This is a genomic window from Listeria booriae, assembly GCF_000766865.1.
Lineage (GTDB): Bacteria > Bacillota > Bacilli > Lactobacillales > Listeriaceae > Listeria_A > Listeria_A booriae.
In genome coordinates, this window is sequence record NZ_JNFA01000024.1 from 54,064 (window position 1) to 75,845 (window position 21,782).

Annotated in this window: 19 protein-coding genes; 11 read left to right on the forward strand and 8 right to left on the reverse strand. The window is 42.1% G+C overall.

The window, feature by feature from the left end; translation table 11 throughout:
- Positions 1-5: 5 nt before the first annotated feature.
- The 3 genes from EP57_RS09960 to EP57_RS09970 are packed head-to-tail and all read right to left on the reverse strand — an operon-like array spanning position 6 to position 3,603.
- Positions 6-1,241 (reverse strand): ABC transporter permease, encoded by a 1,236-nt coding sequence (locus EP57_RS09960; RefSeq protein ID WP_036086342.1) that lies wholly within the window; start codon positions 1,239-1,241, stop codon positions 6-8.
- Complete coding sequence (locus tag EP57_RS09965) at positions 1,234-2,130, reverse strand: ABC transporter ATP-binding protein (protein ID WP_036086344.1); 897 nt, start codon at positions 2,128-2,130, stop codon at positions 1,234-1,236. Before EP57_RS09965 ends, EP57_RS09960 begins: the two co-directional genes overlap by 8 nt.
- 18 nt (positions 2,131-2,148) lie before the next feature.
- Positions 2,149-3,603 (reverse strand): AcpB/EbpR/MafR family transcriptional regulator, encoded by a 1,455-nt coding sequence (locus tag EP57_RS09970; RefSeq protein ID WP_036086346.1) that lies wholly within the window; start codon positions 3,601-3,603, stop codon positions 2,149-2,151.
- A gap of 137 nt (positions 3,604-3,740) precedes the next feature.
- Between EP57_RS09970 and EP57_RS09975 the strand changes: the two genes are divergently transcribed.
- Positions 3,741-4,406 (forward strand): GntR family transcriptional regulator, encoded by a 666-nt coding sequence (locus tag EP57_RS09975; protein ID WP_077916832.1) that lies wholly within the window; start codon positions 3,741-3,743, stop codon positions 4,404-4,406.
- Positions 4,407-4,567: 161 nt separating this feature from the next.
- Here EP57_RS09975 and EP57_RS09980 read toward each other — a convergent pair whose 3' ends face one another.
- The gene (locus EP57_RS09980) at positions 4,568-5,206 is read right to left on the reverse strand and encodes a Crp/Fnr family transcriptional regulator (RefSeq protein WP_036086351.1); all 639 of its coding nucleotides are present in this window, start codon (positions 5,204-5,206) and stop codon (positions 4,568-4,570) included.
- 311 nt (positions 5,207-5,517) lie between these two features.
- On the opposite strand from EP57_RS09980, the gene EP57_RS09985 reads away from it, so the two are divergent.
- Complete coding sequence (locus EP57_RS09985) at positions 5,518-7,863, forward strand: cation-translocating P-type ATPase (RefSeq protein WP_036086353.1); 2,346 nt, start codon at positions 5,518-5,520, stop codon at positions 7,861-7,863.
- Positions 7,864-7,905: 42 nt separating this feature from the next.
- Here EP57_RS09985 and EP57_RS09990 read toward each other — a convergent pair whose 3' ends face one another.
- Positions 7,906-9,255 (reverse strand): aspartate kinase, encoded by a 1,350-nt coding sequence (locus EP57_RS09990; protein ID WP_036086354.1) that lies wholly within the window; start codon positions 9,253-9,255, stop codon positions 7,906-7,908.
- 141 nt (positions 9,256-9,396) lie between these two features.
- The gene (locus EP57_RS09995; RefSeq protein WP_036086355.1) at positions 9,397-11,355 is read right to left on the reverse strand and encodes a fructose-bisphosphatase class III; all 1,959 of its coding nucleotides are present in this window, start codon (positions 11,353-11,355) and stop codon (positions 9,397-9,399) included.
- A 173-nt stretch (positions 11,356-11,528) separates the two neighbouring features.
- Here EP57_RS09995 and EP57_RS10000 point away from each other — a divergent pair, with 173 nt between their 5' ends.
- The 7 genes from EP57_RS10000 to EP57_RS10030 all read left to right on the forward strand — a co-directional run bounded on the left by EP57_RS10000 (position 11,529) and on the right by EP57_RS10030 (position 17,535).
- Complete coding sequence (locus EP57_RS10000; RefSeq protein ID WP_036086360.1) at positions 11,529-12,257, forward strand: gamma-glutamyl-gamma-aminobutyrate hydrolase family protein; 729 nt, start codon at positions 11,529-11,531, stop codon at positions 12,255-12,257.
- Positions 12,258-12,384: 127 nt separating this feature from the next.
- Positions 12,385-12,798 carry a phosphate-starvation-inducible protein PsiE gene (psiE, locus tag EP57_RS10005; RefSeq protein WP_036086362.1) on the forward strand — a complete coding sequence of 138 codons (414 nt, stop codon included), beginning with the start codon at positions 12,385-12,387 and terminating at the stop codon, positions 12,796-12,798.
- A 16-nt stretch (positions 12,799-12,814) separates the two neighbouring features.
- Positions 12,815-13,417: a short chain dehydrogenase gene (locus EP57_RS10010; RefSeq protein WP_036086363.1), complete on the forward strand. Its 603-nt coding sequence runs from the start codon at positions 12,815-12,817 to the stop codon at positions 13,415-13,417.
- Positions 13,418-13,430: 13 nt separating this feature from the next.
- The gene (locus EP57_RS10015) at positions 13,431-13,808 is read left to right on the forward strand and encodes an OsmC family protein (protein WP_036086364.1); all 378 of its coding nucleotides are present in this window, start codon (positions 13,431-13,433) and stop codon (positions 13,806-13,808) included.
- 390 nt (positions 13,809-14,198) lie between these two features.
- Positions 14,199-15,482 (forward strand): glycosyltransferase family 4 protein, encoded by a 1,284-nt coding sequence (locus EP57_RS10020; protein WP_052167636.1) that lies wholly within the window; start codon positions 14,199-14,201, stop codon positions 15,480-15,482.
- Positions 15,475-16,497: a glycosyltransferase family 4 protein gene (locus tag EP57_RS10025; RefSeq protein WP_036086365.1), complete on the forward strand. Its 1,023-nt coding sequence runs from the start codon at positions 15,475-15,477 to the stop codon at positions 16,495-16,497. Before EP57_RS10020 ends, EP57_RS10025 begins: the two co-directional genes overlap by 8 nt.
- A gap of 6 nt (positions 16,498-16,503) precedes the next feature.
- Positions 16,504-17,535 (forward strand): lysylphosphatidylglycerol synthase transmembrane domain-containing protein, encoded by a 1,032-nt coding sequence (locus EP57_RS10030; protein ID WP_036086366.1) that lies wholly within the window; start codon positions 16,504-16,506, stop codon positions 17,533-17,535.
- A 21-nt stretch (positions 17,536-17,556) separates the two neighbouring features.
- Here the strand turns inward: EP57_RS10030 and EP57_RS10035 are convergent, their stop codons facing one another.
- Together EP57_RS10035 and EP57_RS10040 are read right to left on the reverse strand one after the other, a co-directional pair.
- Positions 17,557-17,808, reverse strand: a complete 252-nt coding sequence (locus tag EP57_RS10035; RefSeq protein WP_036086367.1) for a hypothetical protein — start codon at positions 17,806-17,808, stop codon at positions 17,557-17,559.
- A complete protein-coding gene (locus EP57_RS10040; protein WP_036086369.1) occupies positions 17,805-18,995 on the reverse strand; it encodes an MFS transporter in 1,191 nt (396 codons plus the stop codon). The genes EP57_RS10035 and EP57_RS10040 overlap by 4 nt, the downstream gene beginning before the upstream one ends.
- 198 nt (positions 18,996-19,193) lie before the next feature.
- Here EP57_RS10040 and EP57_RS10045 point away from each other — a divergent pair, with 198 nt between their 5' ends.
- A complete protein-coding gene (locus EP57_RS10045; protein WP_036086370.1) occupies positions 19,194-19,853 on the forward strand; it encodes a Crp/Fnr family transcriptional regulator in 660 nt (219 codons plus the stop codon).
- Between the two features lie 77 nt (positions 19,854-19,930).
- Positions 19,931-21,652: an ABC transporter ATP-binding protein gene (locus EP57_RS10050; RefSeq protein ID WP_036086372.1), complete on the forward strand. Its 1,722-nt coding sequence runs from the start codon at positions 19,931-19,933 to the stop codon at positions 21,650-21,652.
- The last annotated feature ends 130 nt before the right edge of the window (positions 21,653-21,782 follow it).

Below are 21,782 nucleotides of genomic sequence, written 5' to 3' on the forward strand. Positions count from 1 at the left end.
CGTTTCTAATCGCGTTTTGCGTATTTTAAAGATGTTTTCCATGTTTTGAATAGGCCGTCGTTGCTATAAAGCAGGACATTGCCGCGGTATAGCTTGATTGCGAGCCAAAAAGCAAGTACATTAGTCAAAACTAGCAGGCCAAGTGAAATGAAGATTCCCGTGGCATCAACGGCTAGCAAGTCCATTCGGGCAAGCATCATCATCGGTGAAAAAGTCGGGACATAAGAACCAATAATAACGAGCATATTGTTCGGCGCATTTGCAGCAGCAATCGAACCCCAATAACCAATAATCGCAAGCATCGTCATCGGATACATAAACTGCGATACGGTCTCCACATTCGGGGCCATCGAACCAATAATAGCTGAAATAAGAATGTAAAGCATTAAACCTAGCACGACAAACAAAATATTTAAAACTAAATAGTAAGCTGGGAATTCGGCGAGTTGTTTAATAACGCCTTGAATCGCTTCTGTGCTCTTACCGCCAATCATGACAACCGCAATACAAATCCCATAAAAAGCAATCTGGGTGAGCAGCATGAGTAAAATAGCGGTTAGTTTCGCCAGTAAGTGCGTCGTGGATGAAACGCTAGATAAAATAATTTCCATGATTCGCGTACCTTTTTCGTTGGCGATTTCTGCTGCAACGATGCTAGCGTAACTCATAACAAAGATGAAAATTACGAGTGTAAGCATTAGAATTGCGGCGCTCATCGCTTCTTTTTGACTGCTTGTTAGCTGGTCGTTAGAAAGTAGTTCGTTTTTGACTGGAACTGGTGTTGTTAGGCTTGCGAGTTGTTTTTCGGTGATGTTATAGTCTTTGATTTTTTGTTGTAGTGTGACGCTTGTGATGTCATTTTGTAGTGCAGTAATCAGGGCGTTTCCGGCTGTTTCTTCGGATGTGTAGACGGCTGTTACTTCTTTGCCGACGGGTGTAATCGTGACGAAACCATCAATGTCTCCATTTGCCAAGGATTTCTTGGCTTTTTTCTCGGTTTGGATGTCCTTATCTACTTTGAAATTGGCTTTATCTGTAGCGATAGCCATTGAAAAAGCAGGATTTTCTGCGATGACCGCGATTTTGCTCGGTTCGTCACTGCCGCCGAAATAGTCGATGATTTTAGGCAAGGCGAAGATGAGTGCGCCGATGATCAGTGGTAGGAGTAGCGAAACTAGAAATGATTTTGTTTTGACGCGACGTTTGTAGACTTGTGATGTGATGACCCAGAATTTACTCATTGTTTTCCCCCGCTTTCCATTTGAAAATTTCTTCGAGTGTTGGTGGTTCTAAGCTAAACATCGGAATAAAACCATCTTTCGTAACAAAATCAAACACGGTGCTGGCGTCGGATTCTTCATTCAGATGCACAATGCGGATGCCTTTATGGTTTTCCACTTGGGTAACACCTGGCAAGGCTGCAATGGCTTCTGTTGGTTGTGGTGCGTCCAGCATGATGCGCTTGCGACCAAAGCTGTTTTTAACGTCTTCGGATTTACCGCGAAGGACTGTTTTGCCGCGTTTTAGCATGACAAGCGAGTCGCAAAGTTCGTCGACATTTTCCATGCGGTGACTGGAGAAAATAATAGTCGCGCCGTCTTCTTTTAAATCGAATACGAATTTCTTTAGGATTTCGGCGTTGACAGGATCGAGCCCGCTGAATGGTTCGTCTAGAATAACTAGTTTTGGTCGGTGGATAATCGTGCTGATAAGTTGAATTTTCTGTTGATTTCCTTTAGACAGTGTTTTGACGAGGTCCGTTTTTTTACCGACGATTTCGGCGCGTTCCATCCAGCTGTCGATTTCGGGCTTGATTTTAGCGCGTGAAAAACCTTTTAATTCCGCGAAAAAGATAATTTGGTCCTCGATGGTGACGTTTGGGTATAATCCGCGTTCTTCTGGAAGGTAACCAATGACATCTGTATTGATTTTAGTAATTTCTTTGTTGTCCCAGAGAATTTCGCCGCTATTTGGTTTTAAAAAATTAAGAATTAAGCGGAAAGTTGTTGTTTTTCCAGCGCCATTTTGACCGATTAAGCCTAAAATTTCCCCTGCGTTAATCTGAAAATGGAGATCGTCGACGGCCAGTTTATCGCCGAATTGTTTGGTTACATTGTTTACTTGTAGCATGTGTTTTCCAGCTCCTTTTTACAATAAATCTTCTTTTTCGTGTGTTGTATGTGCTTCTAAATAGGCGTCTAGCATTTGCCAATCGCGCGCTGTCGGGTTGGTATTCCAGACAAGTTGCGGAATGTCACTATGTGGTAAAGGTAAATCAGTAATAATAAAATCGGCTTGCTGCGGATACGTGTTCGCGACAATGACGAGTTGCTGTGCGGAATAACGAGACCGAATCGTCTTTTTCACGAGATCTTCCCACAAAAACCCGTTTTGCGAAAAAATCTTAGCGGTTAAAACATCGGTTTGAGCGACGCGTTGTTTGGCGCTCTGAATGCTCATGCCGATGCGGTACATCAAGACTTCGTGGTTCTCGTGAAGGTGCGAATACATCGGTTCATCTGTGAAATCATCGAAAATCCGGAGAATCGCACGTTCTAAATCAGGGGACAAAATGTGCTCTGACTGAACTAAAAAGCGTTCCTGCGCCAAAAATAAAGGGCTTTCCACAGCATGAAACATCGAAAACGTATCAATCAAGCTAACTAATAAATCATCGGCATCCCAACCAATATTCGGCAAAATCTCATAGATCGCTTCGACGAGACGGTAGGTCACGGGAGATGCTTGTTGGCAAACGGTGATGCGCTCTTTTTTGGACGCGGTGGAATTATACGAAAGCGAGCAGAAAAACATGCAAGACAGCATAAAAATCGATTCGTCCTCGGAAATCTCGATGTTCAATTCATCGGCAAGCATTTGGAAACAAGCCGCCAAATCATTTTGTTCATTGAAAAATTCCCATGTTTTTGTCGTCCGCATACCGCGAATATCAATAGGATGCCCGTTTTTAATCCGCGAAAGTGACAAGCCAATCCAGGTTGCGTATTGAATTTTGGCGGCGGGAGAGAAGTAAATCTCTAGTCGCTCCATCAATTCTTCAATAAAACGGTCAATCATGTGCCAGCTAATGTTTGTAAAAAATAAATCATGCGCAGGGTAAGCATTGAAAAACAAATCATAGAAGAGAAAGCGAATTTGTGATTCCTTCCCGTTTAGATGTAGCGGCGTGTTCTCAAGTTCTAAATGAATTGATTTTAAATAGCGGTGAACGGGTTGCAATTTGCGGTACACGGTGGCTTGGCTAATGAAATTTTCTTGGCACCACATCGCTAAAGTCAGCTCTTTCTCGTCGTAAATGTCGTAGCAAATTCGGAATAAATAGGTGTCGGCGAAAAAGGCAGAGAACAGGTGAATAAAGTTATCGCCGAATGGTTTTTCAAGTAGGATGCCTTCGATGCTGTTGATTAATTGCCAGTTTGGCGGTAAGGCTTGTTTGAGATTTTTGAGTTCGCGGGCCAATGTTTTTTTAGAGCATTGGACGCGTTCGCAAATTTCTTGGCGATCCCATATTTTGTGTTCGGATAATAATACTTTGACGATAAGGAGTTGCCGTTCTTTATCTTTTTCTAAAATACCTTGCATAACGAGAAACCTCCCTTTATGTTGCTTCTTATTTTTGCGCTTGGTGAAAGCCAACTTTGAGGCATCAAACCCTTTTTAAGTTATGTTAATTCGTATACAATGAAGGTAGATTATAAATCGAAAAAAAGCAGGTAATAATGATGATACCAAATAAAATAGATAAAGATGATCATAGAGTAGCGGATGAAATTTATGCAATAATGAAGTCGGATGTGCTAAACGGGAAATACAAAATCGGCCAAGTGATTAAAGTGCAGTCTGTAGCGGCTTTATTTGGCGTGTCTGGCAATATTGCAGAACAAGCCTTACAACTAGTATGCCAACGCGGTTTGTTGACCCCGGTAGCCGAAGACGCGTTTGTCGTGAAGGAAACGCACAGCCAAGAGTTTTATTATTCTGGCAGATTTCAAGTCATTTTTTTGAATATGGAATACATTATTCAGAAGTTGAAATCTGAGAGTATTATGATTGCTAGGGAGCCACTAATCGCTTATGTAGAGGCAATGAGAGCCAATGTAGCACAGTGTCGTTATGCCGGCTATGTTGCTGGATGTGAAGGTTTTTACTGCGAATTATGTAATCAGGCAAAGATGAGCATCCTTGGAGAAACGTTAAGAAAGATGAATCATCAACTAAATGAGTTGGATGATGGTTTTGGTAAGGAGTTCATTTGGTCATCTGCGACACAAACGCTTGAATCTGTAGAACTATTACTAACCGCTTTAGAAGAACGCAATTACGATCAAGCGAAAGAAATTGTCCAGCAATTACATAAACATTATATTTCACGTCTAACCGACTAACGCATAGCTATCTTTATATTAGTCTTTTCTAGCCAATAATGCTATTAAAATATAGTGAAAGGTCCATTTTTTTATACCGGGTACAAGGAAATAACGAAAAAAAGCCAAGAAGAGAAGTCTTATTTCGAAAAAACGAAACGGGACTCTCTATCTGGGCTTTTTTAGTTTGTTTCATTAATGAGGAGGACACGCGTATTGAAAAGAACGCGATCTTCTTCGGCTAGTCTTTGTAAATGCGTTGTTAATGTACTAAGACTCACACCTGCATAGTTGGCAATCATTTTACGTGTAAAATATCTTGGTAGCTCAATCATACTTTGATTATCGAAATTTGGATTGAAACGAGATGCTAGTGTATGAATGAGTGATGCAATCATTTCTTTCGTATCAAGTGAAGCTGCCTTTTGCTTCTGTTCTAAACGACGCTGGATTGCTTGTAGCATGTGATAATGTTGGATTTGGATGTCTTGATTTTGTGCAATCATGTTAAATACTTCCGCTTGTTCGAATCTCCAAATAGTTACCTCATCTGTCAAAGCTTTACCGAAAAGTTGACTTGAGTAGACATTGTAATCTAATAAATCGCCTTCACCTGCAAAGTCAATCGCCACATTTGTTGTAGAAAAAATACCAGTAACGCCAGATACAATAACAAAGATGTAAGGCGTGTTATTCGTTGATGTCAATTCGATTTTATCATTTTTCTTTAGAGTCAATCTTTCGCGGGAAATCGTTGAGTCAAGTAATGATGTAAGGAATTTGCTGACCTGAATCTTTGTATCTAATGTATTTGTACTCATATTTTTTTCCTCCTAGTTTTTTTTCGGGCGACTGGTTAACTGCCTCTATAACTATTAAACCATGGATTCGTTTTTGGCGAAAATCAATATTGTCACGGAGAAGGACAAAAATAAAATAGAGACATAGTTGCGGCGGAAAACGGGTATTATAGAAACATGAAACTCTCTTAAAATTCTCATCGAATTCTTAAGTTTGTTTGATACAATGCGAGCAATACATACAATGATAGCGGTGTTTTAGGATGGCAATTCGCCGTATCATTTGTTATCTTTAAATTAGCGAGACTCTAAATCGAAAAGGATCTGTTAATATGGAAAATAAAACACGAATTCCGCCAGGTTTAACGAATGAGGAAGTTGCTGAGCGGGTTAAAAATGGACAGGTCAATCATGCGTTAAAACCATTGACGCGCAGTGTGTTAGGGATTATACGAGACAATACGTTTACCCTTTTTAATATGATAAATGTCGTTATCGCGAGCTTTATTATTCTCGTGGGAAGTTATAAAAATCTGCTGTTTCTTGGTGTTGCGCTCTGTAACACGGCGATGGGGATTTTTCAGGAGATTCGGGCGAAGCGAAATATTGATAAATTGACGATTTTAACGCAAGCAAAAGTGAAGGTTATGCGAAACGGCGAGCTTTGTGAGCTGGAGCAGGACGAGCTTGTGCTTGGAGATATAATGGTTTTGAATCGGGAAGATCAGATTTGTGCGGATGGAATGATTTTTCAAACGGATGGTTTGGAAGTCGATGAATCGCAGTTGACAGGGGAAGCAGAACCTGTTGTGAAACGGGCGGATGATTACGTGATGTCGGGTAGCTATATCGTGAGTGGCCAGGCGTACGTGAAGGTTTCGGCTGTTGGAGAGCATAGCTTTGTTTCAAAAATTTCGATGGAAGTGAAGCAGGAGAAGCGGCCTGATAGCGAGTTAATCCGCTCGATTAAGAAAATTATTAAAGTATTGACGTTTATCATTATTCCGATTGGTTTAGCTTTGTTTTTCTCGAAGTATTTGCAAGGGTTGCCGTTAAAGGAATCAGTGTTAGGTACGGCGGCGGCTATGATTGGGATGATTCCGGAAGGGCTTGTGCTGCTTACAAGTATTGCGCTTGCTGTCGGGGTTATTAATTTAGCCAAGCAAAAAGTGCTCGTGAAATCGATGCCGTGTATTGAGACGTTGGCGCGTGTGGATGTGCTTTGTTTGGATAAGACAGGGACGATTACAGATGGCAAATTGGATGTGACGGACATTGTTTTGAAACATCCTCATGTGACGCCTTCGCAAATTACGGCTAGTGTTGGCGCCATTGTTGGTTCGCTGGATGATAATAATGCAACGAGTATTGCACTTGGCAAACACTTTACGGAAAATCCAGATTGGCAAATCGAGAAGCGTATACCGTTTTCTTCTGCGCGTAAATGGAGCGGTTGCAGTTTTGCGGAAAAAGGAACGTTTTTGATTGGGGCGCCGGAATTTATTTTTAGAGATTTATCTGCAGAAAATCGGCAGGAGTTAGATGACTACGCGAATCAAGGTTTCCGTGTTTTGGCGGTGGCACATTCACGGGAGATGCTATCGGAGAGCGTTTTGCCAGAGCAATGTGTACTTTTAGCATTTATTTTAATTGCCGATAATATTCGCGCAGAGGCTCCTGACACATTTACATTTTTTGCGAATGAAGGCGTTTCGATTAAAGTGATTTCGGGTGATAATCCGGTGACGGTGTCAAATGTTGCGGTTCGCGCGGGTATTGCGGATGGCGATAAATATGTAGACATGAGTGAAGTTGGCGAGGACGCGGATATGTTGCGACTCATCGAAGCTTACACCGTGTTTGGACGAGTGACACCACATCAAAAGAAAGATTTGATTCAAGCGTATAAAAAAGAAGGCCACACCGTTGCGATGACTGGCGATGGCGTCAACGATGTTCTGGCTTTAAAAGAAGCGAATTGTAGTATTGCGATGGCTGAGGGAAGTGATGCGGCGCGCAGTGTTTCAGATTTTGTTTTGCTATCTAATAATTTTGATTCGATGGTAAATGTGTTGCGTGAAGGGCGTCGTGTGGTGAATAATATTGAACGCGTGGCGTCGCTGTATTTGATTAAAACGATGTATTCAACGGTTTTAGCGCTTGCTTTTATTTTTCTCGCCGGGGCGTATCCATTCCAGCCGATTCAACTTAGTCCGATTTCTTCGTTGACCGTTGGGATTCCGTCGTTCTTCCTAGCTTTGAAACCAAATTATGAGCGGATTAAAGGACAATTTTTGCATAAAGTATTGCAAACTTCGGTGCCTGCTGCGACTTGCGTTATTACGTATATCATGTTGATTTTAGGATTCGGAAATATGCTTGGCTTGAACTTCGCACAAACGTCGACGATGAATGTCATGCTTACCGGTGCCACATGTTTCGTCGCTTTGATTAGCGTTGGACACCCATTTGGACGCAAAACAAAACTGCTTGTTGGAACATTAATGGCAGCTTTCGTTTGTTTATTCTTATTCGGCGGCAGAATCTTCTCGTTAGTATCGATTTTCGATTGGCAAATGATGCTGATTTATGTACCACTACTCGTGTCATGTGGCCCGCTTTACTGGTTCATCAGACACTTAATTATGCGTTTCACATGGGCCGGTGCGAAAGACTAACAAAAAGGATTGGCGTAGGAATTCCTGCACCAATCCTTTTTGTTAATTGAAAAACTCATTGTATAATGCGCGTACGGCTTTCTTTTCTTCTTCTTCTTTCACGCCGAACATAATGCTGACTTCAGAGGAGCCTTGGTTGATCATCTCGATGTTTACTTTTGCGTCGGAAAGGGCTTTGGAGGCACGGGCGGTGATGCCGACATTGTGTTTCATTGCTTCGCCAACGACCATGACGAGCGCGATTTTATGTTCAATGACGACTTCATCGGATGATAACTCGTTTTTTAGGCGATCCAAAACGGTGTCTTCGGTATGGCGATCCATTTGATTTTCCCGAAGAATAATCGTTAAATCATCAATTCCAGACGGCATATGCTCATACGTCAAACCGGCATCTTCTAAAATTTCTAACACGCGACGACCAAAACCAATTTCGCGGTTCATCAAATATTTCGTAATGTAAATACTGCAGAAACCGCCATCACTTGCAATCCCAACAACCGGGCCGTTCGTTGTTTCACGGCGGTGAATCACGCGCGTTCCTGGTAATTCTGGACGATTCGTGTTTTTAATTTGTACAGGAATGCCTGCTTGGAAGGCTGGAACAAGTGCTTCGTCATGGAAAACCGAGAAACCAGCGTAGGACAGCTCTCGCATTTCGCGGTAAGTCAGTTCAATAATTTCATTCGGTTTATGTACAATGGCGGGATTGACCGCGTACACTGCATCGACATCCGTAAAATTCTCATATACCTCGGCTTTGACGCCATTAGCAACGATCGCTCCCGTAATATCCGAACCACTGCGCGAAAACGTACTGATTTCTCCATCTTTCGTATAGCCAAAGAAGCCAGGAAAAACAACGATGCCATCACGTTCTTGCAAACGATACAAGTTCTCATAGCTTTCAGGCAAAACTTGCGCATTTCCAGGTTCATCGGTTACAAAAAGCCCGGCATCTCGCGGGTTTACATAGTGTGCTTCCGTTCCTTGACTGCGGAAAAATGCAGCGATTAGTTTGGCGTTGTTATCTTCACCACTTGCTTTAATCCGGTCCATGTAGCGATCAGGATTTGTTTTGTCAGAGCTAAGAAGTTCCCTGAAATCTCGCTCAATTCGTCCCATCACTTCATGACCAAGCCCGAGTTCATCGGCAATCGACGCGTAACGAGCTAACACGGCTTGCTCTAATTCTGTCGCCGTTTCGCCTAAAAGATGCTTCGCGCCACAGTCAATTAATAAATCCGTTACTTTTACATCTTCTGCAAAACGTTTCCCAGGAGCTGATACAACAACGAACTTTCGCTTCGGATCATCTACCACGATTTTGTATACTTTTTTGAGTTGCGTAGCCGAGGCCAGCGAACTTCCGCCGAATTTAATAACTTTCATATCTCACACTCCTGTTAGGTTTTATTTTATATCTATCCATTATGAACGTTTTTGCCAGAAAAGACAATATGTATTTAGAATAATTGAAATAACCAGAATGAAGCATGAGATTCAATTTTAGATTCTCATGCTCCATCATATTTAATGCTGTTCTTTAATCAGGCCTTGACGATACGCGCTCAGCAGGCATTTTAGTTCGTCAACTTGTTGTAAAAGTTCTTTTCCGATGTCTGTGTCGCGAACTAATTTGCGTTCGGTTTCGGTTTCGATGACTTGGCGTGTGGATAAAATATCGGTTTCTTGGGTGATGGCGTCTTCGGTGGATGTGAACGGTTGATGCGAGACGAGTTGTAAGCCGAATGAGTTGTAGAGGAGCGTATAGCCCGCCAGTCCTGTTGTTTTTTGATAGGCCGGAGAGAAGCCACCGTCGATTACGAGCATTTTGCCGTTTGCTTTGATTGGGCTTTCGCCTTTTCCTTCTTTGACAGGTGTGTGGCCATTTATGATATGACCGCTGCTATCTAAATCGAATTCCGCTAAAATTTTCTGGCATGTTTCTTCTTCGTTGCGTAGTCGGTAATAGGCGTTTTTTTGCTCGACGTGGGTTTCTTTGTCTGCTACAAAATAACGTTCAAACGTGGTCATTTCGCTTTTTCCAAATAAGGATGAGGCGGCTCCTGTCCATAAATACCAAACGATGTCTAGGGCGTATTTCTTTTCTGGGGTGCCGCTTGGTCGGAAATAGCCTTCGCGTGCGATTTGCTCGAATTGGTTTAACAAGGCGCGTCCGGCATATTTTTCTCCTTTTAACGTCATTTCCATAAAACTGCCATCTTCATTTAGCGGAATACAGCCATGGTATAGCAAATTGTTGTTGTACGTGAGGACCATGCTTCCTTTCGAATATAAAAAGGAGACATGACGCTGTAATTTCTCGCAATTTTTGAAAGAGGCGGTGAGTTTGTCGATAAGTTCTTTTTCATCGGTTGTTAGTTCGTAAGGGTTCGCGGGATCGATGGTTGGGAAATGGGCATCTTTTAGCGGATAGGTTTTGCCTTTCATTGTCACAGTTCCGGCTTTATAATCAATCATATCTAGCAAAAGTCGGTGTTCCATCTCAAATTCGGGGTGGCGCGCGATGATTTCTCCTTCGAGCTTGAACTGGATGACGGCAATCGCTTTATGCATCCGCGCAATTTGGTTAATCTCCGTCGTGCTTTGCGGTGCTTGTTCATACTGTTGCGGCAAAAAGGCAGTACACGGATCGTCGCCGTAGTGCGCTTCGGCAAACAAGGCAAGCGGCCGGATTGAAATGCCATAACTATCTTCAATAATATCTAAATTCAAATACCTGCTGGAAATGCGGAGAACGTTCGCAAGGCAGACACGGGAACCACTCGCAGCACCCATCCAAAGCATGTCGTGGTTGCCCCACTGGAAATCAAGAGAATGATATGCCATCAATGTGTCCATAATTTTGTCAGGATAAGGGCCGCGGTCATAAACATCGCCAACGATATGTAAATGATCGACAACTAGGCGCTGAATAAGCCGAGCAAGCGCACCAATGAATTCAGCCGCGCGATCTAATGTAATAATACTTGTAATAATTTCCTGATAATAAAGCGATTTGTCCATCAAATGATGATTTTCATGCAGTAATTCTTGCAAAATATATTCAAAATCAGCAGGCATCGCTTTGCGAACTTTCGAACGGGTATACTTAGAAGAGACGTGAACGGCAAGCTCAATCAACTGAAAAAGCGTATTTCGATACCAAAAGTCCAAATTTTCTTCGGTTTCTAAGACGATATCCATTTTTTGTTCGGGATAATAAATCAGTGTTGCAAGTCCGTTTATTTCTGCGTCGGTTAGTCGGTCGCCGAACAGATCATGAATTTTGCGTTTGACAACACCAGAACCGTTGCGAATTACTTGTTCAAAAGCTTCATATTCGCCGTGCAAATCACTTAAAAAATGCTCGGTTCCTTTCGGTAAATTTAAAATAGCCTCAAGATTAATAATTTCCGTGGCAGTGCTGGCGATAGTAGGATAATTACGGGATAACAAACGTAAATACTTAAATTGGTCTGTATTCATAAATATAATTCCTCCTTTTATAAAGCCAAATATTTTTAATTGGTATGGTTTATTATAAAGAAGCGGGTACGAATTCGCAAGGCAGATGATTCGAATTTTGAAAAAGGGTTATGTACTATAAGGTAGGTAGCTCAAACTTGGAGACAGTCAAAGTAGAGAGGATGCGGTAAATCATGTCAGCAATTATTGGGATTTCTGGAACGCTTCGTAGTATGGAGTTTCCACAAAATATTTTCGAACCACGGGCAACTGTGAATGATACGTATGTGAAGGCGATTGCGAAGGCTGGTGGAGCTCCGCTTATCTTGCCGGTAACAGCGACGGCATATGCAGAGGAGATTGTAAGTCGTATTGACGGACTGGTGTTGACGGGGGGCGATGATATTTCGCCGTTCTTATATGGCGAGGAGCCACTGGCGCAACTTAGCTCGACGTTGCCAGAACGTGATTTGTACGAGATGGCGTTATTAAAAGCGACTTTAGCGCAAAACAAACCGGTACTCGCGATTTGTCGTGGGGTGCAATTAATGAACGTGGCGTTTGGCGGGACGTTATATCAAGATATTAGTTACGCGCCCAATATTGAACGCCAACATTTGCAACGCACAGATCCGGTTTTTCCGATTCATTCGATTACGACCCAACCAGAATCTGAATTACACGCGATTTTTGGCGAAAAAGCAATGGTGAATTCGTTGCATCATCAAGTCATTCGCGATGTGGCTGACGGGTTTCAGGCAACAGCTTGGGCGTCAGACGGTGTCATTGAAGGGATGGAACGAGAAGGCGATTTATTCGTTGTCGGCGTGCAATGGCATCCTGAAATTATGGTGAAACAAGACGACGAAATGTGCCCGTTATTTGAAACATTCGTTCAAAAGGTTGCTAAAAATAATAAATAAGACAAAAGCTGTATGTGTGTCGCGAAATAAAAGTGATGCATGATACAGCTTTTGACGTAGCTACTCTAAAACATGAAATTCAGCCTAGAATCTGGTACAATAAAGAACACCTGAAAGGAGATGCAACGTGAATTTTATTAAGAAATGGTCGGATAAGACACCGAAAATATTACAAGCTGTATTGAATGTAGCGTTGATTCTTGTTGCAATAACATTGGTTATTTCGATGTTTAAAGAAACGTGGGAGATTTTCCATAGTGTGTTTTATGACACTTCGGAGAACTTTTATCAAATAACAGAAGAAATTCTTGTTTTCTTTCTTTATTTTGAATTTTTGGCGTTGATTATTAAATATTTTGAGAAGGGATATCATTTCCCGTTACGTTATTTTATTTATATTGGGATTACGGCGATTGTGCGCTATATCATCATTGATCATAAGAGCGCGATGACGACACTGCTTTTATCAGGAGCGATTCTGGTACTACTCTTGTCATTGCTCGTTGCTAATACGAAAACGGTGAGACGTGATTTGAATTAGTAGAGGAGGAAGTGAAATGAAAATAGTTGTCGTTGGTGCGACGGGAACCATTGGTAAGGCGGTAGTTGGTAAACTTACGGATGCGGGGCATACGATTGTGACGGCGAGTAGAAAAGGTGCAGATGTCACGCTTGATATGACCTCACCAGAAAGCATTCGCGCGATGTACGAGGAATTGGGGCACATCGATGCGCTAGTTGTCGCGGCAGGTGCGGCTTATTTTGGACCATTGGAAACGATGACGCCAGAGCAGAATCAACAATCCATCGACGGCAAGTTAAAAGGTCAGATGAATCTTGTTCTGCTTGGTTTGGATTATGTGAACGATGGCGGCAGTTTTACGCTAGTGACAGGGATTATGATGGATGACCCGATTAAACAGGGGGCTTCTGCTGCGATGGTCAATGGCGGAATTCGTGCTTTTGTAAAATCAGCGGCAATCGAAATGCCTCGAGGAATTCGAATCAATAGTGTGAGCCCGAACGTTTTGGAGGAATCTTGGGAGAAATACAAAGACTTTTTCGTAGGTTTCAACCCAGTGCCCGCAGAAAAAGTGGCCCAAGCATTTGTGAAAAGCGTATCTGGCGGTCAAACAGGTCAGAATTATGAAGTATATTAGGAGGAATAAATAAATGGATTTAGTTAGAGGTACGAATGGTTTTGAAGTGATTCACGAAAATGGTAATTGGCAATTAAATCGCGACACAGGTTTTTCACCAACACAAGCAACGGTCGCGGCAGTCGCAGCATGTAGCGGTTATGTTTACGACACAATTTTGGAAAAGAAACGCATTGCATATACAATCGAAGGTATAAACGTGACATTCGAACAAGACCAAGAAGCAGTCATCCACGTTCTGAAAAAAATCGAGGTAACATTCACTTTAAAAGTAGCCCAAGAAGACCGTGAAAAAGCAGAGAAGGCATTGCATCTCGTGAAGAAATCATGTCCAGTAGCGATGTCTCTTGATCCGAAAATCGAGATCATCGAGAAAGTTGTGTTTTCTTAAATAAAGACGCAAGAACGATAAAAAATCAAACCACAGGCCTAGGCAATTTATGCCGTATTGGTGCATAATGAAGTATAGTTATAAACGAGCGGCAAAAAACCAAAAAGAAAAACAATTCTTTTCACTAAATTTTTGTTATAATAAGGATGAATGAATTTTTGCTAAGATAAAATAGCTTTATATAAGCAAAAACCTGTCCGTGCTTCCAAACCCCAGCGTGTCGACCAATGCCTAGTTTCTAGGCAAAAGCGAGTACCGAAGCGGAGCGTACTTGAGTACGTGAGCATCGGAACGGAGCTTTTAACGACGAAAATGGGCGTTGGTCGACACGCTGGGCTATAGCAAAGGCACGATGGTAACGTATCATGGTGTGGAGGGAAGGCGAAAACAGTGAACATAGGTATTTTTACAGATACTTTTTTTCCGCAAATTAGCGGTGTTGCAACATCAATTAAAACGATGGAAAAAGAGTTAACAAAACGAGGACACAATGTATATATATTTACGACCTCAGATCCACAGGCTGACTTGGTGGCGGAAGAAGGCAAGGTATTCCGTTTCTCAAGCATTCCGTTTGTGTTTTTTCCTGAACGGCGAATCGCGATTGCAGGAACACAGAAAGTGGCGCATTTGATTAAGCGATTGGAGATTGATGTCATTCATACCCATACGGAATTTTCGATGGGGCTAATTGGAAAGAAAATGGCGAAGAAATTCCATCTTCCTGTTTTGCATACGTACCACACGATGTATGAGGATTACTTGCACTATATCGGCAAAGGGAAATTGATTACGCAAGGTGTTGTACAGCGGCTTAGTCGGGCTTTTTGCGAATCGATGGACACCGTTATTGTACCGACAGAGAAGGTGCAGTCTTCTTTACGCCGTTACGGGGTGACAAATCATATCCGGATTATCCCAACTGGAACGGAATTCAAGTCCTTCCAAGCAGATCGTTTTAGCAAACAAGAAGTAGCCGAAACAAAGGCGCAGCTTGGCATTGCTGAGACGGATAAAGTGATTGTATCGATTGGTCGTGTTGCCCAAGAAAAAGGCATTGATATTATTGTACGCGCGTTTCCAAGTGTTTTGGAGCGGGTGCCGAATGCGAAACTGCTTATCGTGGGCGATGGTCCAGCACGCAAAGATTTGGAGGAATTGGCGTTTACAGAAGGCGTTTCAAAATCGGTTATCTTTGCGGGGGAACAAGATTGGGAAACGATTGGTCGTTTTTATCGGTTAGGACAGGTGTTTGTGAGTGCTTCGACATCGGAGACACAAGGCATGACATACATTGAGGCAATGGCTTCGGGTATTCCAGTCATCGCAAAAGCAGATCGTAGTAATGAGGATTTGATTTTGGATCGGCAAACGGGGCGTCGTTTTACGTCGGATTGGGAGTTGCCAGCGATGGTAGTCGATCTGTTGGAGCAGCCGGAAGTGGCCCGCGAATTAGTAAGCAATGCGTATCAACATATTGAGAAATTTTCAGCGGAGCAGTTTGGTGCGAATATTGAGCAATTGTATTCGGAAACGTGCGTGAATTATGGTTGGACAGAAGAGCGGATGTATGGCAGATTGGATCGTGAATATCCAATGAGCAATTACGTGTTAAGCATCCCGACGGAAGTACTTCAAAAACGTGATAAGAAAGTGAGAAAATACCATGAATAGAATTACGATGCTATCCTCTGCGGAGAAAGTGAAAGGCCAGGGGGTAGCTTCTGCTTATAGAGAATTAGTGAATTTAATGACGACGCATCATGCGGATAAGTACGATATTGCTATCAATACATATCGCGAGTCGGAGATTACGCATTACCACACGATTGATTTTCCGTTCTTTTTATCGACGTTTGCGAAGAAGAAACGCGGCGTGAAGGTTGGTTATGTCCATTTCTTGCCGGAGACGTTGGATGAGAGTTTGGAACTTCCTTGGATTGCGAAGAAGGTTTTTTATAAGTATGTGATCTGGTTTTATAAGCGGATGGACGTGCTTGTAGTGGTGAATCCGTCGTTTATTCCACAACTGGTGGCGTACGGAATTCCAGAGGAGAAAATTAAATACATACCGAATTTTGTGTCGGCAAAAACGTTTTATCCGATGGCGACAGATGAGAAAAAAGCGCTGCGCAAAGCTCACGGCATAGAGGAAGATGCGTTTATTGCGATCGGTGTTGGGCAAGTGCAACATCGTAAAGGCGTGCTTGATTTTATTGATGTGGCGAAACAGTTACCTGACATGCAATTCATTTGGGCTGGCGGCTTTTCTTTTGGTAAAATTACGGCGGGTTATAAGGAATTGAAGGAGATTTATGACCATCCACCGGCCAATGTGACATTCCCAGGTATCGTAGAGCGCGCGGATATGAATACGTATTATAATATGGCAGATGTGCTGTTTTTACCGTCTTTTAATGAGCTGTTTCCGATGGCGATTTTAGAAGGGATGAGTAGCGGGCTTCCTGTGTTGTTGCGTGATTTGGAACTGTACGAAGGCATTCTTGCGGGAAATTATTTGCAAGCGTCTGACGTGGCAGGCTTTAAGGCACAATTGGAGCGGATGGCAACAGATCATGCTTATTTACAAGACGCCAAAGAGGCAGCCGAGAAGGGTGCAGCCTATTATTCGGAAGCTAGACTAATCGGGTTATGGCAACAGTTTTATGATGGGCTTTTGAAAGGATAGAGGACAATGGGTAAAAATACAAGCCGACACGTTCTCAGTATTTTACTTGTTGTTGCGATAAGTGTTGGGTTTATTTTTTTCCAATTTCGTAATGTCAAATGGAATGTTGTTTTCGATGTGTTGAAAAATGTGAATTTAATCTATATTGGGCTGGCTTGTCTGGCGATGTTTTTATATTGGTGGTTGGAAGCTGTTGTTTTGCAACGTTTTGGGAAGCAGGCAGATCCTACGCTGAAAATGGGGACGTCATTTCGGATTACAATGATTGGCCAGTTTTTTAATTCGGTGACGCCGTTTGCGAGTGGTGGTCAGCCGGCGCAGCTTTATTTGTTAACGCGTCGTGGTATCGATATTGGTTTGGCGAGCTCGGTGTTGTTGATTAAATTTATTATTTATCAAGCGATGATTGTAGCAACGTTTATTTTCTTTTTGATTGTTGGTTTTCCGTTATTGGGACATACGACTTTTGAAATTAAGTATTTGATTTTGATTGGCTTTGTGATTAACTTAGGTGTGATCATAGGGCTAGTGACCGTTGCAAAAAGTGAGCGGGTGGCTGCGGCGATTGTGCATGTTTTGCTGAAGCCGGTCTTGCTTTTTGTGAAGAAAGAGCGTCGGGAAGGTATTCGTGAAAATGCGGATAGCAAAATTGCGTCGTTTCATGAAGAAAGTGTGCGTTTTAGTGGAAATACGCGTTTGATTTGGGAATGTGTTTTCTACACGACAGTGCAGTTATTATTTTATTTGAGTATTCCGTATTTTGTCTTGCTTAGCTTGGAAGTAACGGATGTTAGTTTAATGACGACGATGACGTATCACGCGTTTGTGATGAAGCTGTCTTCTTCTATTCCAACGCCTGGCGGGACTGGTGGCGCGGAGTATAGCTTTACATCGTTTTTTGAGATGGTGTTAAGTCCTGAGAAGCTTGTGATGGCATTGATTTTATGGCGGTTAATTACGTATTATAGCTGTACGATTTTTGGAGCGATTGCAATGATTCCGTTTAAACGTAAGAAGAGTAAGAAAAGCATTGCGTAAAAACGCAATGCTTTTCTGATATCAAGAAGTAGTGAAGTAATCGGACTGCCATCTAGCAATCAGGTTTCGCGAATCGTCGTTGGATAGTGATTTATAGCCGATGATGTGTTCTTTTGCGATTTCTAGGCTTTCAAAGTGGTCGATTAATCGTTGCGCCGTGTTGTTAATGTGGACGTCTCCGAGTAAGATGGATTGTTTTTTTTCGTCGTTTGCTAATTTGGAACCTACGATATAACCGGCTGCTGTGATGAGGAGGACATGGTTCGGGTTCATAGTTCTTCACTTCCTTTTAAATGTTTTGTCGCGGCGATTGAAAAATACATATAGACAAAAACGCAAGCTAGAGCGATGATTCCTGCTAGGATATACAGACCTTGGAAAGATAGGGCGTGATGGATTTCTCCCATGATGTAAGGTCCGATTCCTAAGCCTAAATCGAGTCCGATAAAGTAGGTAGATAAGGCAATGCCAATTCGGTGTGGTTCGCATGATTTCAAACTAACTGCTTGTCCGTTCGACATAAAAGTACCGTAGCCTAAGCCGATGAGACCGCCGGATAGAAGCAAGATAAAGCTTGTCGACGCTGTACTTAAAACAAATAGACCCACGGCTAAAAAGATGTAACTTGGATACATTACAAATTTTTCCCCTTTGGCGTCGAATATTTTTCCGGACATCGGTCTTGTGAAAGTGATGACTAGTGCGTATACGACGAAGAAGAAGGTGCTGGCGCTGACCAAGTTGATTTCTCTAGCGTAGGAAGCCAAAAAAGTAAGTACGGTGGAATAAGAGATGCCCATCAAAAAGGCGACAAAGGCGATTGGCAATACTTTAAATTCTACAAAGCTGGATAGTGTCCATGTTTTCAATGCTTTTCGATGTTCGGGTGTTAAAACGATATTTTTCACTGGGAGATAGAAACAAAGGATGGTTGTTAGGAATACAAGGATGGTAGAAAAAATGATGATGGTATAAAAACTTGTCGTGCTTAATAAAATCATACCGATAAATGGCCCGATTGCTGCTGCTAAACTGGTGCTGAGTCCGTAATAATTAATGCCTTCGCCGTTTCTTGATTTTGGGATGTAGGACGTGACGATGGCGTTTGTGGCGGTGGAAGTAGTTCCGTACGCAAACCCGTTTAAAAAGCGAATGAGGAACATGACGGAGATGGAAGGCATGTATATGTAAGCCATTGTTGTGACTAGAAAGAACAGAATGCCATATCGCAACACGCGTTTTCGACCGAATAATTCTAATTTTTTGCCCATGTAGAGTCTAGCTAGAAGTGTACCGAGGATGTAAATACCGGAGGCAAAACCTGCGGCGCCTAGTGAGGCGTTTAGTTCTTCTTGGGCGATGACGGCGATGATAACCATTAGTAAATAGTAGACAAGGTATACAACGAAGTTAATGAGTGTGATTAAAACAAAGCCTTGATTAAATAATTTTTCTTTCATACGATATAATCCCTTTCTTCTTGTAATTTGTGCTAATAACAAGCATTATTATAGGGGTATTTTCATCGGGATACTTTTTGATTTGCTAAACTGGTATGATATAAACAAAAATGTATAACAAATGTTGCGAATAAATGAGGTATAATTTTGTATGATAAATAAACAGGTGTGAAAGTTGCGAGAAAGGGAGGATGGAAAATGAATCATGATATTCTTAGTGAGTATGTGAGTGCCAATGATTTTCCAGTAGTTACGCGGGGGAAACGGAAATATTTAACCTACGAGGGATTGGAAGATTCGTATGTGTACATATTAAAAAATGGGATTATTAAGACGAGCATTATTTCAAGGGATGGCCGGGAATTTAACTTGGCGTATATTAATAAAATGGACATTGTGTCGTTGTTAAAGGATGAGTATTCTCAGTTTGCGAATGCGCCTTTTAATATTCGTGTGGAGTCAGATCGTGCGGAATTGTATCGGATTGATCGGGTTCGGTTTTGGAAAGATGTGAATGGGAATGCGGATTTGCAAATTTATGTGAAGGATTATTATCGTACGCGGTTGCTCGAGTCGATTAAGAAGATGCAGCAAATGTTGATGAATGGTAAATTGGGTGCGATTTGTACGCAACTCTATGAATTGTATAAATTATTTGGTGTGGAGATCGAGAAGGACGCGTTTTTGATTGATTTTTTGGTGAGTAATGAGGAGATTGGGCACTTTTGTGGGATTAATTCGGCGAGTAGTGTGAATCGGATTTTTCAGCAGTTGAAGGCGGAAGGTGTTATCGCGATGAAGCGGCGGTACATTATTATTAAAAAGTTAGATGTGATTCAGGAAAATGTTATTTTTTAATTGAGAACGGCTCTCAACTAGGCAGGGATGATTTTATTTGTTATAATGGTATTTCTGTGAGGAAAGGGGAGTTTTGGATGTTAAAACGGTTTTTTAGTTATTATAAGCCTTACAAGCTTTTATTTATAATCGACTTTGGTTGTGCGGTTATTGCGGCACTGCTTGAGCTTGCGTTTCCGGTGGCGGTGAATCAGGTGATTGATAAGTTGTTGCCTGACCGTGATTGGGGTTTGATTGTGACGGCGGCTTTGGCGCTTTTATTCTTTTATTTCTTGAATATGTTTATGCAGTATATTGTGACTTACTGGGGGCATATGTTGGGACTTAATATTGAGACGGATATGCGGCGGGATTTGTTTGCGCATTTGCAAAAGCAGCCGTTTGAGTATTATGACAATCAGAAAACAGGGAAGTTGATGTCGCGGATGACGACGGATTTATTTGAGATTGGCGAGGTGGCGCATCACGGGCCGGAGGATATTTTTATTTCGATTATGTCGCTTGTCGGAGCGTTCTTGTTGATGATGACAATTAATGTGAAACTCGCGGTGATGACGATTATTTTGGTGCCAATTTTGACGGTGCTAATTATTTTCTTTAATAAAAAAATGACTGGTGTGAATACGCAGATTTTCAAGGATTTGGGCAGTTTTAATGCTGGTGTGGAAAATGCGATTAGTGGTGTGCGTGTGGTGCAGGCGTTTGCGAATGAGGATTTTGAGCGTAAGCGTTTTGGCAAGTTGAATCAGACGTATCGTAAGTCGAAATTGATGTTTTATAAGGTGATGGGATTTAGTTTTTCGTTTAACTACTTTCTGATGCGCTTGATCACGTTGTTTGCGTTGTTCTTTGGGTCTTATTTTGTTATTAACGATGGGATTACATATGGGCAGTTTGTGAGTTTTATTTTGCTGACGAACGTGTTTATGCGGCCGATCGAGAAGATTAATTCGGTGATTGAGAGTTATCCGAAGGGGATTGCTGGGTTTAAGCGGTTTATTGAAGTGATTGATACGGAGCCGGCGATTAAGGATAAGGATGGTGCTGTGAATGTTGGGGCGTTGCGTGGGGACATTGTTTATGACCATGTGTCGTTTCAATATGATTCTGGCAAAACGGTGCTAGATGGGATTAATCTTCGTGTGAAGGCTGGCGAGACGGTTGCTTTTGTGGGGCCATCTGGTGCTGGAAAGACGACGATTTGTAATTTATTGCCGCGGTTTTATGATGTGACGGATGGTGCGATTACGATTGACGGGATTAATATTCAGGCGATGACGCTGGATTCTTTACGCACGCAAATTGGCGTGGTGCAGCAGGATGTGTTCTTGTTTTCTGGGACGATTCGTGAAAATATTGCCTACGGAAAACTGGATGCGACGGAAGAAGAGATTTGGTACGTTGTAAAATTAGCGCATCTGGAAAAAGTCGTGCAGGAAATGCCGAACGGTTTGGATACGATTATTGGTGAGCGCGGCGTGAAACTTTCTGGTGGTCAGAAACAGCGGCTGGCAATTGCACGGATGTTCTTGAAAAATCCGCCAATCTTGATTTTGGATGAGGCGACTTCAGCGCTTGATACGGAGACGGAATTAGTGATTCAACAGTCGCTAGATGATCTTGCAAAAGGCCGTACGACGATGATTATCGCGCATCGCTTGGCGACGATTAAACATGCGGACCGGATTATCGTGGTGAATGAGTCAGGAATCGCCGAACAGGGAACGCATGATGAATTAATGGCAAAACAAGGCGCGTATCGCAATTTGCATGATGCGCAGTTTGCTAGAAATCAATAATAATAGACACATTACATTTTTTACAAAGTGTAGTGTGTTTTTTTTGTTTTAAAAATTTTTTTCGGGGTTCAATAGTGAGCAAAAAAGTACAGTTTTACTAGTTTTATTCGGCTTATTATGATTAAAATTT

Coding starts and splice junctions, on each gene's coding strand:
- EP57_RS10010 (WP_036086363.1), top strand. CDS start 12,815: ATGAAAATAGTTGTCGTTGGTGCGACGGGAACCATTGGTAAGGCGGTA.
- EP57_RS10040 (WP_036086369.1), bottom strand. CDS start 18,995: ATGAAAGAAAAATTATTTAATCAAGGCTTTGTTTTAATCACACTCATT.
- EP57_RS09985 (WP_036086353.1), top strand. CDS start 5,518: ATGGAAAATAAAACACGAATTCCGCCAGGTTTAACGAATGAGGAAGTT.
- EP57_RS09995 (WP_036086355.1), bottom strand. CDS start 11,355: ATGAATACAGACCAATTTAAGTATTTACGTTTGTTATCCCGTAATTAT.
- EP57_RS10000 (WP_036086360.1), top strand. CDS start 11,529: ATGTCAGCAATTATTGGGATTTCTGGAACGCTTCGTAGTATGGAGTTT.
- EP57_RS09980 (WP_036086351.1), bottom strand. CDS start 5,206: ATGAGTACAAATACATTAGATACAAAGATTCAGGTCAGCAAATTCCTT.
- EP57_RS09970 (WP_036086346.1), bottom strand. CDS start 3,603: ATGCAAGGTATTTTAGAAAAAGATAAAGAACGGCAACTCCTTATCGTC.
- EP57_RS09990 (WP_036086354.1), bottom strand. CDS start 9,255: ATGAAAGTTATTAAATTCGGCGGAAGTTCGCTGGCCTCGGCTACGCAA.
- EP57_RS10015 (WP_036086364.1), top strand. CDS start 13,431: ATGGATTTAGTTAGAGGTACGAATGGTTTTGAAGTGATTCACGAAAAT.
- EP57_RS10035 (WP_036086367.1), bottom strand. CDS start 17,808: ATGAACCCGAACCATGTCCTCCTCATCACAGCAGCCGGTTATATCGTA.
- EP57_RS10045 (WP_036086370.1), top strand. CDS start 19,194: ATGAATCATGATATTCTTAGTGAGTATGTGAGTGCCAATGATTTTCCA.
- EP57_RS10050 (WP_036086372.1), top strand. CDS start 19,931: ATGTTAAAACGGTTTTTTAGTTATTATAAGCCTTACAAGCTTTTATTT.
- EP57_RS10025 (WP_036086365.1), top strand. CDS start 15,475: ATGAATAGAATTACGATGCTATCCTCTGCGGAGAAAGTGAAAGGCCAG.
- EP57_RS10030 (WP_036086366.1), top strand. CDS start 16,504: ATGGGTAAAAATACAAGCCGACACGTTCTCAGTATTTTACTTGTTGTT.
- EP57_RS09975 (WP_077916832.1), top strand. CDS start 3,741: ATGATGATACCAAATAAAATAGATAAAGATGATCATAGAGTAGCGGAT.
- EP57_RS09965 (WP_036086344.1), bottom strand. CDS start 2,130: ATGCTACAAGTAAACAATGTAACCAAACAATTCGGCGATAAACTGGCC.
- EP57_RS09960 (WP_036086342.1), bottom strand. CDS start 1,241: ATGAGTAAATTCTGGGTCATCACATCACAAGTCTACAAACGTCGCGTC.